We start from the raw sequence: 19,800 nt of genomic DNA, 5'->3' as shown, positions 1-19,800 counted from the left end.
CATCACCTTCTTTCTCTCAACTTCTCCCTTTTAATTGTTAACAAACGGGCTATATCCCGTCTAAGATTCCTAATAACCATTGGGTTCTCCAAAGACGTTCCCATCGTGAGCATTCCCCTTTCCTTAGCAAGCTCAAGCCTAAGCTCTCTGATTTTCTGCTCAATCTCTTCCAAGCTCATCTCCCTAATTTCACTGGGCTTCATCCTTCGCTCACCTCTTCTTCAAGTGGCTTCTCAATAATCTCAATTTCATCTGGAAGCCTTGCCTCTGGCGGCATTATCGCGACTTTAACACCAATAACACCAAGCTTAAGCAAAGCCTGTGCATATCCCTTGCTGACTAAGGTTTCGGCAGGGTTTCCGACTTTTGCAAGGTAGCCCTGGTAAAATCTAATGCTCTTTGCTCTCTCACCTGTAAGCTTTCCGCTTAAGCGAATCTCGACGCCTCTTGCACCATTCCTCATAATTGCCCTAATTGCCGCATAAGCTGCCCTTCTGAAGTGAACGCCCCTTTCTAAAGCTTGGGCAAGCCTAACTGCCTGAACCTTTGCGTTTAGATAAGGGTTCTTAATTTCCTCAACTTCAATCTGTGGATTTTCCAATCCGAACTGCCTCTCAAGAATCCTTGTGAGCTCCCTGATTCTTCTCCCACCTCTACCTATAACATAACCAGGATTCGCTGCAAAAATTATAACTTTTGTTCCAAGAGGTGTTTTCTTAATGTCCAGTCCACCGTAACCTGCTCTCCTTAATTCCTTTTCCAGATATTCATCGATGAGCATTTCTTTAACTGCTTCTCTAATGAAGTATCTCTCAATAGCCATGAGCTCACCTCCTTACCTCTTCAACAACTATCTCAATGTGCGTTGTCTCCTCGTTGAATGGTGTAGCCCTTCCAAAAGCCCTTGGGATGTACCCCCTGAGCACTGGGCCCCTGTGGGCTGCTGCATGGATGATCTTAAGCTTGTCTGGATCAAGTCCCTTCTGCTCTGCGTTGTTCTTTGCATTCAGGAGAACTTTCTTTATTGCCTTTGCAACCTTGACTGGATACCTACCTGGACCAAAGCCCTTTCCTCTCTTGTGTCCCTGTGAGTCGTTGAATCTTCTCAATGGAACTGGTCTCCTCATTGCAATTACATCATCAAGGAATTTTATTGCATCGTTAAGCATCATTCCCCTAATCTCTCTGCATATCTCGACGGAAAACTTTGGTGAGATTCTTAAGTCCCTTCCACTTGCTCTCGCCATCCTTTCTGGATCAAAATTTTGGAAAGAGTAGCCAAATCTTCCTCTGGACATTCATACCACCTCACTTGATTGCAACGAACATTGATGATCTTGTTGCACCAACACCAGGTGAACCGTGCTGGACTCTCTTTCTTGTTAATGCAAACTCACCCAAGTAGTGTCCTATCATCTCTGGCTTTATTTCAACGGGCACGAACTCTTTTCCATTGTGGACGTAGATGGTTATACCAACCATCTCTGGGAGGATTACCATGTCCCTGCAGTGTGTTCTGATGGGCTTCTTGTATTTGCCCTTCTTAGCCAGCCTAATCTTCCTCAAGAGCTTCTTCTGCTCTGGACTAAAGCCTCTCTTCAAGCTTCTCCTCTGTCTTGCAGGGAAAAGCTCAGCTACCTTATCAAGAGGCATGTTTAAGAGCTCTTCAAGGGTGTAACCGCGATATCTAAACTCTTTTCTTGCCATTCAAATCACCTCACTTCCTCCTACCCGTTCTTCTCGCAGCAATATGACCAACCTTTCTTCCGGGTGGAGCTCTACGAGAGACGGTGCTTGGTCTGCCGATGTGGTGCTCTTTACCACCGTGTGGGTGGTTCACAGCGTTCATCTTGACACCTCTTGGCTTCGGCCAGAACCTGTTCCTTGCTTTCATGACATAGTATGCCTTACCCGCCTTAACTAATGGCTTCTCCAACCTTCCACCACCGGCGACAACACCAATTGTTGCCCTGCACATTGGGTTGAATGCTTTAAGCTCACCGCTCGGCAGTTGAACAATGACCTTGTCTTTTTCTCTGCTGACAACTAATGCATAGCTACCGCCGGCTCTTACGAACTTTCCTCCATCACCTGGAACTGCCTCAATGTCATAGATGTAAGTTCCCTCAGGGATCATAGCTAATGGAAGTGTGTTGCCTATCTTGATTGGTGCGTTTGGTCCAATTGCTATCTCATCTCCAACCAAGAGTCCCTCTGGGGCTATAATGAGCTTTTCAAGACCGTTTTCAAACTTAACCCTTGCAACTGGTGCGGTTCTTCCAGGATCGTGGAGGATTTCAACGACCTTACCAACGATTGTCTTTTCCTTTGTCAGGTTAAGGGGTATATACCTCACAGCTCCCCTATACCTGTGAGACGGGGCCCTAAAGGTTGGACTTCCTTTACCTCTCCTCTGTTGAATCAAACTCTTACCCATTCTCACCCACCTCAGAACAATCCTATCCTGGCAGCGATTTCACTTGCACTGTATTCAGGCTTGAGCTTAACATATGCCTTCTTCTCGCCCTTCATTGTAATAAGTGTATTCACTTTTTCAACTTTAACATTGTAGATCTCCTCTACTGCTCTCTTGATATCTTGCTTTGTGGCTCTTCTGTCAACGATGAATGTGAGCTTGTTTTCTTTCTCAATCAATGAAACTGCCTTTTCTGTAACAACAGGTCTAATAATAACCTTGTACGGATCCATCTTCCATCACCCGTAAATCTCCCTCAATCTCTCAATTGCACCCTTTGTCCAGATTGTCAATCTTCCTGGGTGTGTACCTGGTGCTAAAACCTCAACTCCAAGGTTATCTACTAATACAACATCAACACCTGGGTGGTTCCTTGCGCCTAAGATTATTCCCTCATTCTTTGCAACGACGATGAGTGGACCTTTGGCCTTCTTGTATCTCCTTCCTCTCATCTTACCTTTTCCAGCTCTAACCTTTGTGTTCTTCTTAGCTCTCTCAATATCATCCCAAATGCCGAGCTTCTTGAATATCTCCCTTGTCTCCCTTGTCTTACCTATCTTCTCGAGCTCATCCTCAACGATGAGTGGAATTTGCGGAACGTTGTCGATTATGTGCCCTCTCGCTCTAACCAAATCATAGTTGGCTGTTGCTGCAATTGCACTCATGAGGGCAAGCTTTTTCTCTTTCCTGTTGATATCCTCCCAGATTATCTTCTCGACCTTTGGCGGATGAGCCCTTCTACCTCCCCTTGCAAATGGGACGAATGCAGCAAACCTTGGAGCGGTCTTTATTCTTTCAACTCTTGCCATTCCGTGACCCTTACCAATGTTCTCTGTGACCCTTCTCTTACCGGCCATTGGGTCTCTACCCTGGGGCTGAATTCTGTGTGTCCATGAAGCGATGACCGCTCTTCTAATCAAATCTGGTCTGAAGGGAGTTTCAAATACCTTGGGCAGCTCAATTTCCTCAATTGGCTCGCCGTTGAGTGAAAATACCTTAACCTTCATCTAACTCACCTCACTGCTTTGATTCTCTACTAACGTATGTAATCTGTGGCCTCTCAACAGGTGGCTTCTTAGCTGGTGGTCTGATTGCTGGTCTGACTCTGACGATTCTCTTAATCGCACCTGGCACTGAACCTGCAATCATGAGGAAGTCACTCCTAACGATTCCATAGTGTGGAAAGCCGCCCTTTGGTGTAATCTCGATCTTGTTGCCATTGAGCTCAAGAAATCCGTTCTCACCAATAGCGATCAACCTTTTGTTGAACTCTGTCCTGTGGTGGAAGCCCATCTGACCGGCTTGTGGAACTGTCCACATAACCCTTGCTGGATGCCATGGGCCGAGATTACCAACGTGCCTTCCCTTTCCAGCTCTCTGAGCCTTGTGGAACTGAATCTTAATGCCCCATCTCTTAACTGGACCTTGAGTTCCCTTACCCTTTGTGACGGCTATAACATCTAAAAGCTCACCTTCCTTGAGGACTTCCTTAGCCCTGATTTCTTTTCCAAGCTTTTCCTTTAGATAGGCAAACTTGTCCTCCACACTCTTTCCACCAACGGCGTATTCCATAACTTCCGGCTTCTTCTTGAGCTTGATGAGCCTTGGCTGAGTGTGAACCAATGCCCTAACTTCAACAATTTCACCGCTCTTAACTAAGTCTTCAAGCTCGCCAAGCTTCTGCTGGAATGCCCCTTCATCGTAGTTCTTTGGAAGTGTTTTGATCCTTCTCTTTAGGTCTGGATTGAGATTTGGAATCCAGACCTCTGTTGCTGTTTCAAGACCAAGATAACCCTGTTTGTATGCTCTGATTCCAAAGACAACCATTGGTGGAGTCTCAACTATTGTAACCGGCATGAATATTTCTTTGCCCTTTGTAAGTCCTGGTCTGTCATCTATCATGAGTATGTGAGTCATTCCTGCCTTGTATCCAGCGAATCCGAGTAACCTCACTTCCTCCTCTTGAGGCCACTTCCTAATTCTTGGGACTATGCTCTTGGCCCTTTTTCTTGGGGAATACGCCAGTGAACCTCTTCTTGGCTTGCTAATCTTACCCATATCAATCCCTCCTTATGAAATTAAACACCGCCAAAGTCGCCAACACGGCTTCTTCGGTTCTAACCGTTTTTGTCTTTTGATTTGGAATCGTATTGAGGATTAGATCAAAGGGATAATCCTCATTGAAGTCTCTCAGGATCTCCATCACGCCTTTTCTCGGCGATCCGAACACGAATCCGATATCTCCCTCCAGCGGAGGGAGCTTAACTTTCCTTACATCCTCACCTTTACGTGAGGTTGCGATTGCTAAGTCAAGTCTTGCCTTTTTAAGTGTTTTTGCCAGTGGTTTGTTCGTGAGATGAACCCTGTATCCCCAATATTCAGCAGGTTTTGCCGGAACTACCTTTAGGGGATTCACTGAGACTATTTTGAACGTCATTCGCCCTTCTCCAGAGCCTTCAACGAGAGCCAGCTCATCAAGGCCAATGTCCGCGTAAAGCCGCTTTCCCTTTTTAATGATTACACCCTCCCGAATTTCCCCCAGCTTGGGTCTTCCCTTGAGCTTATGGTGTGGGGTTCTTAAAGGAGGAATCACCCCAACGTATTTAAGCTCCTTCCTTATCGGGAACAATGTCTTGCGGAGGTATTGGGGGGTTTCTGCGTATTCAAGGATCAGTTTTATGAACTTTCCATCCTTGCCGCCGGCTTTGTAAATCCATATGTGTTCAACACCGAAGATTGCAGCTGCCCTTGCTATCTGCCCAACTTTGTATGTCCTTATTTTCGGGTCGGCTGTCTCTTCAAGGAGCGAATCTGGAATGAAGATGTGTAATGTCATTTTTGCTCATCCTTCACTTATACACATGGGGAAGCTGTGATGGAGTAAAAGGAAAGTATTTAAAAGACTTTCGAACCCTTCCACCCTTTTTCTGTCTTTGAGGTGTGAAAAATTTTTGCAAAGCAAACTTTGCGAAGGCAAAGTTTGATCAAAGTTCGTACGTCATCCTACAAGGTTGTTGTTTTGAGTAAACTTCCCTTAATGACCTCACCTTATCGATGTTCCACTCAAGTAAGCGCTCAAAGGACGCTGAAAGAAAAAGAGGAACAAGCTTTGGAGACAACACTAAATTAACTCCAGAAAAGTTTGAAAAAACTGCGTTTCCCTAATAAATATAAGATTGAAGGTAAAGAGAAGGTCTTATCTCTGGAACTCAAAAATATGAGGGGCAAAGGGAGCATAGCTCCCCCGATAGCTAAGAAAAAAGGAAGGGTGTGGGAAACGTAGTTTCCCCAATAGAGAAAGATAGGGATTGAGGGTAAAGGGAGATAAGGGGCTTCGCCCCTTGTCGCCCTTCCACAAGAAATATAAACACCAATGCACAAAAATAATTCAGTCTAAGGTTCATGGAGGGAAAAATAATGGGACTGTTTGACAAAATTATTAAGAAAGAAGAGCCAAAAAGAAAGCCCCTAAAATTTTCAAGGAAGGAACTTGAAGGGAAAGTAAGGGCAGATATTGATGTTATTCCCATGGAGGAAGATGAGCTTGCAAAGGAAATTGCAAAGCCCGAAATTAGATACATCAAAAAAATCGTTGTCACCAGCTACACTGATCTGGAAAAGATTTCCGAAGAAATTCAGGAAGGAAATATTGTCATAGTTGACTTAACCCCCCTTGAGTCAAAGCAGGAGATACTGGAGAAGATTGCGGAGCAAATAAAAGGTATGGTACATGGGCTTGGTGGGGATCTTGCAAAAGTTTCTAAGTATGAAATCAAGCTCATTGTAACACCTCCAGACATAAAGATATACAGGGGCTAACCTTTCTTTCCTTTCCTCAACAATGAATTTATAAACCCCCCTGGAACTCTTCTACTGGTGACTCTCATGAACGAAAAGACAGCCAATATTCAAGAGATCAGACTTGGGAACTGTCCAATCTGTGGAGGAAAAGATACCCTCAAAGCCATTCAATATATTCATGATATCCCCTACTTCGGCAAGGTCATGGAGTCAACGATCATCTGTGAAAAATGCGGCTACAGAAGTGCAGATGTGATGATATTGGAGGAAAAGGAACCAAAGCTATACACAGTGAAGGTTGAAGACGAAAAAGATTTGTTTACGAGGGTTGTGAGGAGCAAGAGCGGGACAATTGAACTGGAAGAACTCGGCATAAAGATCGAACCCGGACCAGCGAGTCAGGGATTCGTAAGCAACGTTGAAGGTGTTTTGGAGAGAGTTAAAGAAACTCTTCTGATGGCAAGGAACTTTAAAGAACAGGAAAACGATAAAGAAGCAGTTAATAGAATTGATGAGCTTTTGGAGTACATTGAAGATGTTAAGGAAGGTAGAAGGTCATTAACAGTTAAAATTATGGATCCCTTCGGAAACAGCGCATTGATAGGTGAAAAAGTCAAGAGCAGACTTTTGACAAAGGAAGAAATTAAAAAGCTCAGCACAGGACCTTATGTGGTAATTGAACCAGAAGAACTTGAGAAAGAAAATGCTAAATAAAAACTGTTTCCCTACTCATTAAGTCCTCAAGCAGAGCCCTAACCCAAGGTTGTCTCGTCTTGCTTGAGAGGTGAATAATACCCTCCACAAAGACACCGTACTTTTCTTTCATCTCTTCTCTGCTTATAGGCTCCTTGAAGAGGAATGGCTCCTCAATGGTAAAGGCGTAGCCGTAATTTTTGATATATTCCTTAAGCCACCGCTTGCCCCGCTCTTCCCCGTGAACGAAGGTTAAGCCGCTTGTGTCTTTTGTAAGCTCCCAAAGGGTCTCGAAATCAGCCTTTATGACCTCTCCCACCTCAAAACCACCCGCAATTGTTCCCCTCTTAGTTAACAGTTGCTCCTCAGTTAAGCCGAGTTTCTCAAGTGTTCTCTTAAGGGTGAATAAATTCCCTCTCGCTATGTAAAGGAAGACAATATCCCCTTCATTAAAAACTCTCGAACGTCTAATTTCGTGAGACTTCAACCCTCTGAATATAAGCTCGCCATATACCTGATGAAGTGCAATCACATGCTCCATGCTCTCACCGAAGAAAGCTCGACTATAGAAATATAAAGATTTGGTTATTCTCTTATCACGGCTTTAATGATATCACTCACAACGGCTGAAGCTGTCTCTTTAACCCCTGCACCTGCACCTTTAACTATAAGCTTCCCCAGCAAATCCGTTTCAATAACCGCAACATTCTGTGTTCCATAAACAGCTAATGACGAATCTTTTGGAACAGTTTTCGGCTCAACAGAAACTTCCCCTTTTTTAACTTCAGCAACCAACCTTATGACCTTGCCTTCTTTTTTAGCTCTCTCTATCTCCCTCATTGATATTTCAGCGATACCCCTGATCTTTAACTTTTCAAAGCTTATTGGATAGAAAGCAACATTGTGGAGAATTGTGGCCTTATAAGCAGCGTCTATCCCCTTGATATCTGTGCTTGGATCTCTCTCAGCTATTCCGAGCTCTTGAGCTTTTTTTAATGCCTCTTCAAAGCTCAGTCCTCTCTCCATCTGGCTCAAAATGAAAGTTGTTGTCCCGTTGAAAACTCCCCGAATGCTCAGAATTTCATCCCCCAAGAGGCTTTCCTGCAAAAGAGTTATTATTGGAGTTCCAGCCATCACAGTTGCTTCAAAGCGATAATTTACTCTCCTCATATACGCCTCCTGGGTGAGTTCCATGAAATGAAAAACTAAAGGTGGTTTGTTCGAAGTTACAACATGCCTACCATGTCTGAAAGCTTCCATATGCCATTTCCAGGCATTTACATCGTTGGTCACATCAACAACAACGTCGCTTTCAACTTCCTTTACAACCTCCATGGGGGACATCTGATAAATCTCATAGTCGTTGCCCCATTTATCTAAACTTCCAAAGGTTTCCTTTACCATTAACGCATCTTTCAGGTCTACTCCGCTCTCATCCCAGATCGTTGCCTTAGAATCAGAAATGCTGACGATTCTAAATTTCAAACCATACTTTATTCTAAACTGCTCCGCTTTTTCAATTAGAACTCTCGCAACCCCTCTCCCCACATTTCCAAAACCTATAAAAGAAAGGAAAACCTCGGTCATCTTCTGTTCACAATTACCTTTATTAAGTCCATGTCTCTAATCAATCCTACAAGGTCCCCTTCTCCCTTAATGACCGGAAGCTGTTCAATCTTGTATTTAGCCATTTTGTTTGCAACATCGTAAACACTCATGTGAGGCGTCGCTATTATTGGATTCTTCGTCATAATGTCTTCAACTGGTTTCTTGGGAAGCTGAAGCTCCGCCTTTTCAAAGAGCAGGATTGGATTACTCTCAAGAATCCACTCCTCTTCACTTGAGACCGCCAAAGCAGAACTCTTCATGACTCTGACAACTTCGCTGTCCTTAAGTAAATCTGTCTCATCAACTATTCCAACTAAATTTCCATCATCATCAATCACTGGAATTGCCATTGCATTGCACAAGAGTAAAGCCTTCAAAGCAGCTTTTAATGGGGTTCCCTTCCACACAACACTGACATTTCTCTGGTAATACGGTTCAATTTCAACATTTCTATACTTCTCATTCTTTGCAAGATATCTCCTAATAATATCACCAACTGTTAGGATCCCAACAACCTTGCCATCATCATTAACAACAATTACCCTCCTATAGTCATAGTCGAGCATCAAACGAACAGCTTTCTTAAGGTCATCGGTCGGTTTGACTACAGGGACATCTCTCTTAACGAGCATTGCTAACTGATCCTCATCAGGATTCACAAGGACCCTCTTAATGCTCACAATACCAACCAGCTCTTTATTTCCTCTCCTAACTACCGGAAAAGACCTAACTTTATGTTTTTTAAACAGCTCAAGGGCATAACCCCTCGTTGCAGGCAGTTCAATAACGACAGGATCTGGCGTCATTATGCTCTTAACTTTCACTTTTACCACCGGTCTTAACTAAAATGCCGTACTCCTATTTAAACTTTTCATTGACAAATCGTCAAATACCAGACCAAATAGCTTTCAAACATTGTCTGAAGATTAGAATAAAAGAGAAAGTCATCCAAGCGCTGAAAGCAAGACTCCAGCGACGACAGCAGTCCCTATAACTCCAGCAACGTTTGGACCCATCGCATGCATTAATATAAAGTTACCTGGATCCTCTTCAGCTGCTAATTTCTGAACGACTCTTGCTGACATTGGCACTGCTGAAACTCCAGCCGCTCCTATCATCGGGTTTATCTTTCCTCCACTGAGCTTCATCATAAGCTTTCCTAAGAGGACACCACCGGCCGTTGCTGTTGCAAATGCGATAACGCCAAGGGCGAGAATCATTAAGGTTTTCGCTGTTAAGAAATATTCCGCCCTCATTGTTGAACCGACACCAAGCCCAAGGAAAATTGTGACGATATTCATAAGCTCTTCCCTTGCCGCTTTGCTGAGCCTTTCAACGACACCGCTCTCTCTGAAGAGGTTGCCTATCATGAGCATGCCAATTAACGGAGCCGCTGAAGGAACGAGCAGACCGATAATTAACATAGATGCAATTGGGAAGAGAATCTTTTCACGCTTTGAGACCGGTCTTAACTGCTCCATTCTTATCTTTCTCTCTTCCGGAGTTGTCAAGGCTTTAATAACTGGTGGCTGGATCAGCGGAACTAAACTCATGTAGCTGTAAGCTGCCACAGCCGTTGCGCCCAAGAGGTGTGGTGCAAGTTTTGTCGTCAAATAAATCGTTGTAGGGCCATCGGCACCACCAATAATGCCAATCGAAGCCGCCTCTTGAAGAGTGAAGCCCAAAGCAACTGCTGTGAGCATCGCAATGAAGACACCAATCTGAGCAGCTGCACCGAGTAGTGCCGTCTTAGGATCAGCAATCATTGGACCAAAATCAGTCATTGCACCAAGACCAAAGAATATTAGCAGGGGAACTACTTCTGTGCTGATTAAGTATCGATGGATCAGATAGAACAGCCCATGAGGTGGATCAGCTATTCCTGTAAACGGCAGATTCACGAGCACGGCACTTATACCGATTGGGAGCAACAGCAGGGGCTCCATACCTTTGACAACTGCCAAATAGACAAGCGTAAGCCCTACAAGTATCATAACCACGTTGCCTACAGTTAGGTTAAGCAACCCCATGTGTGCAAAAAAGTCTATTATTGCCTGTTCTAATCCCATGTTTCCTCACCCTATTTCTATTAGTGGTTGTCCTGTGTCTACGGTGTCGCCTTCTTTTATGAGGATTTTCTTTACAATGCCGTCTTTTGGTGCTGGGATTTCGTTCTCCATTTTCATTGCCTCAAGCACAAGCAAACCCTGACCAGCCTTAACCTCATCCCCCTCCCTAACAAGAATCCTCAAAACCTTACCAGGCATAGGCGCAGAAACAACACCCCCACCCGTCACTGGAGCTGGAACCGGGGCCGAAACCGCCGGACTTGGGGCCGTTACCGGAGCTGGAGCCGGCGCTGAGGGAGCTTGCACCTGAGCCGGCATCTCCACTGCACTCAACGGAATCCCTAAGTCCTTAGCTTCAACTTCATAGCTCTCTCCTTCAAATGATACTCTGAATTTGCCTGTGCCAAGTTCCTCAACTTCAACCTCGTAAGTGACACCATCGACGATGACCTTAACTTTGCCTTTCATCTTCACCACTTCCCCAACTCATAGTTGAAATCCTCAACTTCCTCCATTTGACTTTGTAAACCATACAAACGCCAGGTATCAGAAGGTTTCCTTTTAAACGGAACAGGTCTCAGCTGAGCATTTTTCTCAGCTATATACGCTAAAATTGCAGCTGTTATTACAGCAAGCTTTTTAGGTTCAATCTTAGGTTTCTCTTCAACTTTAGCTTCCTCCTTTATCACAGGTGCTTCCTTTGCTTTCTCCTTTTCAACCAACCTACGCTCAAGGTAACCAATCGCATACATTGCAATCGCTAAAATAGTTAAGACGGTAAAGACTACTGTAACCCCAAGGATTGTTATGTAAAGCCCTTCAAGGAATTCCTGCATGGTAACAGCCGGCATTAAAAACACCTCACAACGGAATGTTTCCATGCTTCTTCGGTGGAAGCTTAACCCTCTTGCTCTCCAAAGCCTCAAGAGCCATAATGATCTTTCCTCTTGTCTCTGCCGGATCAATGACATCATCAATGTACCCTCTTCCAGCTGCAACGTACGGGTTGGCAAACTTCTCCCTGTACTCTCTAATCTTCTGCTGCCTGAACTCCTCCGGATTTTCTGCTTTTGCGATCTCTTTCCTGAAGATAATATTTGCAGCTCCCTCTGGTCCCATAACGGCAATCTCAGCAGTAGGCCATGCGAAAACGAAATCCGCTCCCAAATGCTTGCTCCCCATGGCTAAGTAAGCTCCACCGTAAGCTTTTCTTAAAATAACAGTTACCATTGGAACCGTTGCTTCTGCATAGGCATAAAGAACCTTAGCACCGTGCCTTATGATACCCCCATACTCCTGCTGGACTCCGGGTAGATAGCCTGGAACATCAACGAGTGTCACAATTGGAATGTTAAACGCATCGCAAGTTCTAACGAACCTCGCAATCTTATCCGAGCTGTCAATGTCAAGGACACCAGCCAAGTGTATGGGGTTATTAGCCACAATTCCTACTGTCTGACCATTAAAACGTCCAAAGCCAACGACAGCATTTGGTGCATAATATGGGAGTATTTCAAGAAAGTCTGGGTTTCCATTTGCATCTCTGTCAACGATCTCATAAATCACCTGCCTAACATCATACCCCTTGTTCGGATCATCTGGGACGATTTCGTAAAGCCTGTCGCTCTTTCTAAACGGTGGGTCATTTGTTTTAACCCTCGGAGGCTTCTCCATATTGTTTGATGGCAAATAGCTTAACAGCTTTCTGATGAGCATGAGGACTTCCTCATCACTCTTGCCAATTAAATGAGCTTGCCCGCTCTTTTGCGCGTGAACCATTGCTCCGCCGAGCTGAGTTGGCGAAACTTCAACTCCAGTAACTGCCTTAACAACCTGTGGCCCGGTGATGAACATGAATGTGGCAGGGTTGTCAACCATGAGGATGAAGTCGCCAATTGCTGGACTGTAAACTGCACCACCAGCACAGGGGCCCATAATAGCTGTAATCTGGGGAACAACGCCGCTTAAAATCGTGTTCATCTTAAAGATTTCCCCGTAGCCTTTAAGTGAATCTACACCCTCCTGGATTCTTGCTCCCCCAGAGTCATTGAGTCCAATTATTGGGGCTCCAGCCTCAAGTGCAAGTTCCATGACGCGTTTAATCTTCATTGCATGCATTTCCCCTAATGAACCCCCCATCACTGTGAAGTCTTGGGCATATACAAAAACCAACCTACCATCGATTGTTCCATATCCAGTGATAACGCCATCCGCCGGCAGTTCCATTTTGTCGAGGCCAAATTCAGTGTTCCTGTGCTTAACGAACATACCGATCTCAACAAAGCTTCCTGGATCAAGGAGTTTCTCAATCCTCTCTCTTGCCGTAAGCTTACCTTTCTCATGCTGCTTCTGAATCTTGGCCTCACCACCCATCTGCAAGATTTTCCTCTTCTTTTCATACAGTTCGTTCACCTTTTCCTCCATGCTCATAGAAATCCCCCGTTAGCATTAGTCTAAATTTTGTAGTTTGTAAAGTTTAAAAGGGTTTTTATGATTGCAAAATAATGAACAAATGCCTACAGCTGAACGCTCAAAACCTAACCCCTCTCTTTTAATTTTGTAAAATTATTGCACAGAAATTGCTCAGAAACGCTCGACAACAAAATTAGAAAAATAAAGGATTGAGTGAATTAAATCACAGGTGGGCAATTGGTGTTTCTGCACCACATGCTTCACACTTGAGATAATGGAACCTGCCCTTCTTGGTGATCTTTGTATCTGGTGAACCACACACTGGACAGATAACGTACTCCTTGAGATACTTTTTCATCTTGTTTGCTATGAGATATGGTGTAAATCTACCCTGGAGGATGACTCTTCTTCCTTCAAGGGTTCCTGCGGTAGCCACTTCTCTCAAAATGAACTTAAGCAGGTGATTTGGATCTCTATTCATAGCTTCAGCTATATCCTTGAAGTTCTCTATAATTGTTTTGTTGCCCTCAATTGTAACTATGGCAACTGGAACCTCAAATCTTGATGTGTGGTGCTTAACGTTCTCCGGCAACTCATCGTAGGCTTTCTCCAATAGCTTTTCATAATCGTAATAATCATATTCAACTTTTTCGATTCCTTTCTCGCCCATTTCAACACCTCCAAAAATGCTACTCCTTTCCCTTTATAACCTTTTCACAGCACTTTATAATATCCATTCCTCGGCTCATAAATTCTTGAATTTGCCTTGAGGTCTTCAATAAGCTTTCTAACTTCTTTCTTGTCAATTCCTGCCCTCATTGCCTCCTTGATTATATCATCTATTGGGGCTCCATATTCTGATTGGTCTTGGAGTGCCTCAATTATCTCCAACAGTTTATCAACCTTATTTATCTTTCTTGCAGATTTCCCTACCTCAAGGATCGAAATATCCATTACCCCTTCTTCATCGACGGCTATCTGTCTTAAAGTGTATTCCACCAGCTTTATTGCTTCCCTTGCATCTTCTCTTGTAACTATCTCGCTTAAGCGCATTCTGGCGTGTGCCTCAGCTAATCTTATCAATGCCTCAAGCTGCCTCGCAGTAATTGGGATAGGTTTAACGCCCTCAGCCTCCGTGGTCCTTTTTAGACCTTTTCTCATTTTGACATAGTAGTGAAGGATTTCATCCATCGCTTCCCTGCTGAGAACGGGATGGATGTTCTTTCTTGCGTAGGCTATGTACTTTTTGAGCAGATCGTATGGAATCTTCGGCGTTATAGCCTCTGCCTCCCCTTTTCTGACCTTTAAGATGTGTGACGCAATTTCGGCATCAAGTTTTTCATTTGGCTCATCTATGAGAACAAATATGAGATCAAATCTGCTGAGCAGGGTTGGTGGCAGATCAAGCTGCTCTGGAAGAGGCTTCATCTTGTTGAACCTTCCGTGTTTTGGATTCGCAGCTGCAATGACTGTTGTTCTTGCGTTTAAAGTTGCCGTAATTCCAGCTTTTGAAATGCTGATCGTATTGTGCAGTATCAGTCCGTGGGAAACAAAGAGATTATATGGCTCAACTGTAACATCATAGACCCATTCCGAATCCCTGTTTTCAACTTCCTCGACTTTGATTACTTTAATGAATTTGATATTTGAGTTCAATATTTTCCCGATTTGAACAAGGATATTCTCAGCATGCTCTACAACTTTCTTAGCCTCACTTAGAACAATTTCAAGTGCCCTCTTATCACCCTTTCTCAGAAGATTCTTCAAAGACAGAGGGGATATGCCATACTTGGAGTATATCCTGTACGTTGATATTATCTTGAGAAGAGGTTCATAGTTTTGCTTTTCTATAACCTGTTTCAATCTTTCAAGTTCAGCTTTTGCATTGTTATAATACTTAAGTAGGACATCCCTTGGAACGTAGTCTCTGTACAATTTAACCCTATCTTTGTGAGAAATCCACACGCGCAGAAGCTTTGAAACTTCTAAGAACCTCCTCGCTAAGTCCCCCGGGATGATTTCACTTGACCTTTGTACTCCAAATGCCTTTCCGGTTATCCTCATAAGCCTTTCTACACTTTCCTTTTCATGAACGATCAGTGTTATGGTGGTTGGACTCTCATATATGGAAGAACTTATGCCAAGCATTAGGAGGATATCCTGTATATCCTCAGCAAGCCCCCTATTTGGAAACCTTATGCACGGCTTTCCATTAATTATACTTCCACGGATTTCCCATATCGTTCTCAAAAATTCTTCAAGCTCTTCTCTTTTTAGTTTGAAAACTTCTGGAGGCAGTCTTGCGCTCTTTTTGAATCTGTAGCTTTTGGTAAACAGAGACAGTGCCAGATCTCTGGCACCCTCTAAGTCTCCAAGAAGGGGATAATCCTTAACTCCAACAACAAGATCATCTTTCTCTACAGCATCTGCTCTCTTTTCAACTATTTTTCCGTTTTCCCATACCATTATAGGGTGTTCTGGTGTTACGATTATCTCTCTCCCGTTGGAGAAACGGAGCCGTATGAACTTCTCCGGAGCTTTATGTCTGCTCACCCTGTCTGCCTTAACCTTAATGACTTTCATTCTCTCAAGATCATAGGCAAGAAGATAAACATCATCAACGGGCAGTATTTCTGTGTCTTTTCCAACAATAACTTTATCGCGGTTTCTCTCAATGAGTTCATCCACAAATTCGCCAATTTTCACCTTTCTACCGTCAGCAAGAAGTAACTCAAAATCCTTATGATAGCTCTGCTGCTCAAGCGCCTCGTGTATGGCACTCCTATCTCTGTCACTCATCTTGTCGAATTCATCTATGCAGTTGTGCACAACTATTCCTCCCGCAACAAAATTATGCAAATCTAGGACGTATAAATCATATACATAGCCATCATAAGGAATGCGCTCAATCGAAACAATCTCATCAAGGAAGTAATCTCTTGTTATCAGAATGTTAAGTTTGAACTTCGTTTCTTCGTCAAGAAAATCGTTAAGTCTTTTAAGAATCTTTCTGAGCTGTGCCCTACTTGGGAGGTAGCCCCCTTTCATGTAGGCGTAAAGGGTGCTCCACAGACCCTTCTTTTGGAGAACAGTCGATGGAACTCTCTCAACTATTTTCCTTGCTATCTGCTTTACAGGCTCAGCCGGGACCTTATCACTCCTTGAAGATACAAGGTGTTTCATATCTGGGATTTCCTTAACCTTGACACTGTACTTCCGCACTGCGATGAGAAGGTTTTTAACATCTTCCCTTCCTGCTATGCGAATTCTGTTTACGCCCTTATCCGGGATTATCCGAGCATAGACGTCAAATCTCCTGAGCAAAAGTGCAAATGCTCTGTCACTCTCAATGTCGTTTGAAAGGAGAAACTCAACATGGATTACCCTACCCTTTGTGCTCTTTTTAATTGAGACGCATCCATCTGAATCAAGGGCACCTGCTATGAAGGCTTTCGCTGCTTCATCATCAAGAACAAAGATGTTTTCAAGAGCATTCTTGGTTAAATACTCATATATATATGCAATGAGGGGAGAACTAATGTGAAACGTTATCGTTTTGCTTGAAATTTTATTTCCAGCCACTTCGCTCTCCGTTACGCGTTCGTACTCTCTAAGATCTCCCTCGTAAAACGCATGGAATACATTTCTTATGGCTTCAATTTGTTTTTTGTGAACTTTTGACTGCACTATCCTCACTTGTACTCTCGAACCATTCCTTTTAATCCAGCCATCCCCGTAAAGGAATCCCAAGAAATAAGCAAGCTCCGGTGTGATATAAGCCACTTTAAGCCTCTCCCGCCTCGAGTGCGGGCCAACTGCTAATGGTTTTTTCTTCCAATCTTCATAGATCCCAAAATCTTTAAGAATCTCTCTGAACTTTCCAACAGTTATAGTGCCTTTCCCAGAAAGAAAATCCTTTGAAATACCGTAATATCGGTTGAATTCTGCAAAACTTCTAAATCTCTTGAGAACTTCCCTCTTCAATTCCGTCTTTTCTTCGTCGGTAAGCTTGACCTTCCACTCATCAGGCAGTATGTCAAGAATGTAGACTTTTTCCCTGACATTGGGCAGTTTTAACGGCGCTACTATCAAGTCCCCCACCTTAAACTTCCCTGCCTCTTTCCATTCGAGAGTTCTTCCATCTATGAGTAGATGATCCGGGGTTAATGTTATCTCATTACCAGAACGGAGCTTTATTTTAGTCAGTTCACCTTTCCAAGGTTTCCTCCGTATTACCGTGGATATTGCTCTTTTTGTTTTCATCTTGCTGAGATCAATAGCCACGACTTCCAGCTTTTTCTCCTCAATATCAACTATTTCATCTCCAGATTTAGCTTTATAGGAGTTCTCTACCTCGAAAAGCTCTTCAATTCGTTTGTATTTTCCATCAACGAGAACCCTTGTATCTGGATGAAGGCAGGCAATCCCACCATCTGCTAAGACCAAAACACCCGCTTCAAGGACCCAAGACCCTGTGAACTCGTCGCGGACGGCTGCGGCCGTAAGGCCGGCTGCCGAACTTGACTTACCACTCGTATAAATCGCTCTCGGGGCTAAATTAGCGACATAGCGTAAAATTTGGCTTTTCGCAACCCCAGGATCACCAACGAGCAGAACGTGACTCTCTCCTCTCAGCTTGGTCCCATCTGGTAATTGCCTCGTAACACCACCAAACAGAGCCAATGCTATCCCCTTCTTGACCTCGCGGTAACCGTAAATGGCTGGAGCTATTGAATCTACAATTGCGTCAACTATGTCCTTTCTCTTCGCTAATTCTCTAATCTTCTGCTCATCCTCTGGGGTTATCTCAAGCTCTTCAATTTCTTTGCTTATCTGTTCTATGTGGTTGACCTCGAGTATCTTCTTGAATATTGGTCTTTTCTCCCTCTGCTCTAAGATAACCCTCAAAATGCCGGTTATTACAACTCTATCACCCGGTAAGGCAGTGTCAACTAAATCATCCAAGAGGATTGCATCGACAAAACGAGGCATCTGCCCACCTTTCAGACTTTCTGGTCTGTCCTGCAGTCTGAACGTCTGCAGATTGATGAAGTTGCTCTTATCTACATCAAGCTCAAGGTTTTTGCTTCCACACTGGTCACACTTATTCGGTTTAACTAATGGAGCAAAAGGTTTTTGGAGACGGATCATTTCATTTCCACAGTCTTTACACACAAAAACTGCCTTAGCAACGTATGGCTTGACTTCGCTCATTCTTGTTATAATGCCCTCAACTTGGATGAGCTTATTTATATGCTCACTGCCAAGCTCCTTAACCAAGAGGGTTTTTGGCAGATTGTAAAAGCGTGCATGAATCTTTAGAGGTTCTTTTTTGAAGAACTCTTCTTGAAGGATTATCTGGAGCGCATCTTCAGCCGCAAGCAAGGTTTCCTCTGGATTCTCCAAAAGCTCCTGAGCTAACTCAGGATCAAACCCGTTCAAATGCTCCCAGTTTATCGAAACTGAACGCTTTGGAGTGACAGTTAGGATATCACTAATCTTGTTAAGATAAACCTTACTGCCCTTATCGTCAGAGTACTCTCTAAGAAAATTTACAAAACGGCTGATCATCTCTTCCTTATCCATCATTTCTCACCCAGCCATTCATTTCTTATCTTTGATATCTGGAGGTAAACTCTCCTTTCCTCGGGAGACAATCTTGAAAGAACTTCTAAGCTGTTCGGACGGAACATTATTGCATTAAGAATTTTGTTAAAGCGAAGCTTTTTAAGATAGTAGTATTTCTTCTTCAAATTTGCCAGTCTCGTCATTTTTACGTTAAGCACATCAACATTTCCCTCAAAATTTTCCTTTATAAAATTCTCCAGATAATAGATGTAAAATTCTGCCCTCTCGTACAATCCTTCTGGAATCGGGGTTATGGGCTCATTTTCTTTTTCCTCAGCAATAACCCTATCAAGCTCCCCTATAACTTTTTCAGCCTCATCAATTATTTCAACTATCCCGCTCTCCCAGAGCTCTTTGGCTTTCCAATCTTCAATTAGCACCATATCACCAGCTTTCCAGTCGCCAAAGGATTTGAGCAGTTTTACAGCAATTAAAGTTCTGCCCGCAAACATAATCATCACCCAATGTCATCTATTATGTGGATGCCAATATTTCTTAAACTTTCCCACATGAACAGCATTATTGGAGGAAACTCTATAAACCCATAAAGAAAAAGAAAGCTAAGGTGATGCTTATGTTAATTGGAATAATGAGCGATACTCATGACAATCTATCTGCTATAGCAAAAGCCGTTGAGCTTTTTAACAGAGAAGGTGTTGATCTTGTAATCCATGCAGGAGATTACGTTGCCCCGTTCGTCAGAAGAGAGCTCCTAAAGCTAAGGGCACCATTAAAAGGTGTCTTCGGAAATAATGACGGAGAGAAAAAGGGTCTAAATAAGGCACTGGGAATCTCGGAAGATATACTTGAAGTTAAAGCAGACGGTATGAAAATAATTGTTCTCCATGGGACAAATGAAAAGGTAGTTGATGCCTTTGCAAAGAGTCAGCTGTACGACGTTATTATTCGGGGCCATACTCACAGATATGAGATTAGAGAAACGGGGAGGAGCATACTTGTGAATCCTGGAGAAGTGTGTGGATATGTTACGGGGATTAAAAGCGTTGCATTTCTTGACACAAAGAAAAGAGAAGTGAAGATAATTAACCTTGACACAGAAGAACCCCTTGGGTTTATGAGCCTTTAGTAAAAAATGCTATAAATCCAAAGGAA

At 43.4% G+C, this 19,800-nt stretch carries 22 protein-coding genes; 3 read left to right on the top strand and 19 right to left on the bottom strand.

Translation table 11 applies throughout. The features are described 5' to 3' along the window. Window positions 1–2: 2 nt before the first annotated feature. From rpmC to TERMP_RS00435, 9 genes are read right to left on the bottom strand one after another with little or no spacing between them, the layout of a single operon-like run. On the bottom strand, window positions 3–203 hold the full coding sequence (gene rpmC, locus TERMP_RS00475; protein ID WP_013466374.1) for a 50S ribosomal protein L29: 201 nt from the start codon (window positions 201–203) through the stop codon (window positions 3–5). Beyond that, window positions 200–823: a 30S ribosomal protein S3 gene (gene rpsC, locus TERMP_RS00470; RefSeq protein ID WP_013466373.1), complete on the bottom strand. Its 624-nt coding sequence runs from the start codon at window positions 821–823 to the stop codon at window positions 200–202. The genes rpmC and rpsC overlap by 4 nt, the downstream gene beginning before the upstream one ends. 4 nt (window positions 824–827) lie before the next feature. Continuing rightward, on the bottom strand, window positions 828–1,298 hold the full coding sequence (rplV, locus tag TERMP_RS00465) for a 50S ribosomal protein L22 (protein WP_013466372.1): 471 nt from the start codon (window positions 1,296–1,298) through the stop codon (window positions 828–830). A gap of 10 nt (window positions 1,299–1,308) precedes the next feature. Next, window positions 1,309–1,707 (bottom strand): 30S ribosomal protein S19, encoded by a 399-nt coding sequence (gene rpsS, locus TERMP_RS00460; protein ID WP_013466371.1) that lies wholly within the window; start codon window positions 1,705–1,707, stop codon window positions 1,309–1,311. Between the two features lie 10 nt (window positions 1,708–1,717). Then, complete coding sequence (locus tag TERMP_RS00455; RefSeq protein ID WP_013466370.1) at window positions 1,718–2,437, bottom strand: 50S ribosomal protein L2; 720 nt, start codon at window positions 2,435–2,437, stop codon at window positions 1,718–1,720. Between the two features lie 11 nt (window positions 2,438–2,448). After that, complete coding sequence (locus TERMP_RS00450) at window positions 2,449–2,709, bottom strand: 50S ribosomal protein L23 (protein WP_013466369.1); 261 nt, start codon at window positions 2,707–2,709, stop codon at window positions 2,449–2,451. Window positions 2,710–2,715: 6 nt separating this feature from the next. Next, window positions 2,716–3,483, bottom strand: a complete 768-nt coding sequence (gene rpl4p / locus TERMP_RS00445) for a 50S ribosomal protein L4 (RefSeq protein WP_013466368.1) — start codon at window positions 3,481–3,483, stop codon at window positions 2,716–2,718. Between the two features lie 10 nt (window positions 3,484–3,493). After that, window positions 3,494–4,534, bottom strand: coding sequence for a 50S ribosomal protein L3 (locus tag TERMP_RS00440; RefSeq protein WP_013466367.1), 1,041 nt, complete (start codon window positions 4,532–4,534; stop codon window positions 3,494–3,496). A 1-nt stretch (window position 4,535) separates the two neighbouring features. After that, window positions 4,536–5,312 (bottom strand): putative RNA uridine N3 methyltransferase, encoded by a 777-nt coding sequence (locus TERMP_RS00435; protein ID WP_013466366.1) that lies wholly within the window; start codon window positions 5,310–5,312, stop codon window positions 4,536–4,538. 581 nt (window positions 5,313–5,893) lie between these two features. Between TERMP_RS00435 and TERMP_RS00430 the strand changes: the two genes are divergently transcribed. Next, entirely contained in the window at window positions 5,894–6,295 is a 402-nt protein-coding gene (locus TERMP_RS00430; RefSeq protein ID WP_013466364.1) for a cell division protein SepF, read from the top strand. A 66-nt stretch (window positions 6,296–6,361) separates the two neighbouring features. After that, window positions 6,362–6,991 (top strand): ZPR1 zinc finger domain-containing protein, encoded by a 630-nt coding sequence (locus TERMP_RS00425; RefSeq protein WP_013466363.1) that lies wholly within the window; start codon window positions 6,362–6,364, stop codon window positions 6,989–6,991. On the opposite strand, the gene TERMP_RS00420 is transcribed toward TERMP_RS00425, so the two are convergent. The 10 genes from TERMP_RS00420 to TERMP_RS00375 form a co-directional block, all read right to left on the bottom strand. After that, window positions 6,984–7,511 (bottom strand): ASCH domain-containing protein, encoded by a 528-nt coding sequence (locus TERMP_RS00420; RefSeq protein ID WP_013466362.1) that lies wholly within the window; start codon window positions 7,509–7,511, stop codon window positions 6,984–6,986. The two genes, TERMP_RS00425 and TERMP_RS00420, sit on opposite strands and share 8 nt — an antisense overlap. Window positions 7,512–7,555: 44 nt before the next feature. Continuing rightward, a complete protein-coding gene (locus TERMP_RS00415) occupies window positions 7,556–8,557 on the bottom strand; it encodes a homoserine dehydrogenase (RefSeq protein WP_013466361.1) in 1,002 nt (333 codons plus the stop codon). After that, window positions 8,554–9,402: a CBS domain-containing protein gene (locus TERMP_RS00410; RefSeq protein ID WP_013466360.1), complete on the bottom strand. Its 849-nt coding sequence runs from the start codon at window positions 9,400–9,402 to the stop codon at window positions 8,554–8,556. Before TERMP_RS00410 ends, TERMP_RS00415 begins: the two co-directional genes overlap by 4 nt. Window positions 9,403–9,522: 120 nt before the next feature. Beyond that, window positions 9,523–10,647 (bottom strand): sodium ion-translocating decarboxylase subunit beta, encoded by a 1,125-nt coding sequence (locus TERMP_RS00405; protein WP_013466359.1) that lies wholly within the window; start codon window positions 10,645–10,647, stop codon window positions 9,523–9,525. Between the two features lie 6 nt (window positions 10,648–10,653). Further along, window positions 10,654–11,115 (bottom strand): acetyl-CoA carboxylase biotin carboxyl carrier protein subunit, encoded by a 462-nt coding sequence (locus TERMP_RS00400; RefSeq protein ID WP_013466358.1) that lies wholly within the window; start codon window positions 11,113–11,115, stop codon window positions 10,654–10,656. A gap of 2 nt (window positions 11,116–11,117) precedes the next feature. Further along, window positions 11,118–11,498 carry an OadG family protein gene (locus TERMP_RS00395; protein ID WP_013466357.1) on the bottom strand — a complete coding sequence of 127 codons (381 nt, stop codon included), beginning with the start codon at window positions 11,496–11,498 and terminating at the stop codon, window positions 11,118–11,120. 10 nt (window positions 11,499–11,508) lie between these two features. Then, on the bottom strand, window positions 11,509–13,077 hold the full coding sequence (locus tag TERMP_RS00390) for a carboxyl transferase domain-containing protein (RefSeq protein ID WP_013466356.1): 1,569 nt from the start codon (window positions 13,075–13,077) through the stop codon (window positions 11,509–11,511). A gap of 205 nt (window positions 13,078–13,282) precedes the next feature. Beyond that, window positions 13,283–13,729 (bottom strand): translation initiation factor IF-2 subunit beta, encoded by a 447-nt coding sequence (locus tag TERMP_RS00385; RefSeq protein WP_013466355.1) that lies wholly within the window; start codon window positions 13,727–13,729, stop codon window positions 13,283–13,285. Between the two features lie 44 nt (window positions 13,730–13,773). Beyond that, on the bottom strand, window positions 13,774–18,645 hold the full coding sequence (locus TERMP_RS00380) for an LAGLIDADG family homing endonuclease (protein WP_048159695.1): 4,872 nt from the start codon (window positions 18,643–18,645) through the stop codon (window positions 13,774–13,776). Next, a complete protein-coding gene (locus TERMP_RS00375) occupies window positions 18,645–19,139 on the bottom strand; it encodes a hypothetical protein (RefSeq protein WP_013466353.1) in 495 nt (164 codons plus the stop codon). Before TERMP_RS00375 ends, TERMP_RS00380 begins: the two co-directional genes overlap by 1 nt. Window positions 19,140–19,261: 122 nt before the next feature. On the opposite strand from TERMP_RS00375, the gene TERMP_RS00370 reads away from it, so the two are divergent. Further along, a complete protein-coding gene (locus TERMP_RS00370) occupies window positions 19,262–19,774 on the top strand; it encodes a metallophosphoesterase (protein ID WP_013466352.1) in 513 nt (170 codons plus the stop codon). The last annotated feature ends 26 nt before the right edge of the window (window positions 19,775–19,800 follow it).

The organism is Thermococcus barophilus MP (genome assembly GCF_000151105.2).
Classification (GTDB): Archaea; Methanobacteriota_B; Thermococci; order Thermococcales; family Thermococcaceae; genus Thermococcus_B; species Thermococcus_B barophilus.
The sequence above is the reverse complement of the archived record's forward strand: the minus strand, read 5'-3'. Positions and strand labels throughout refer to the sequence as shown.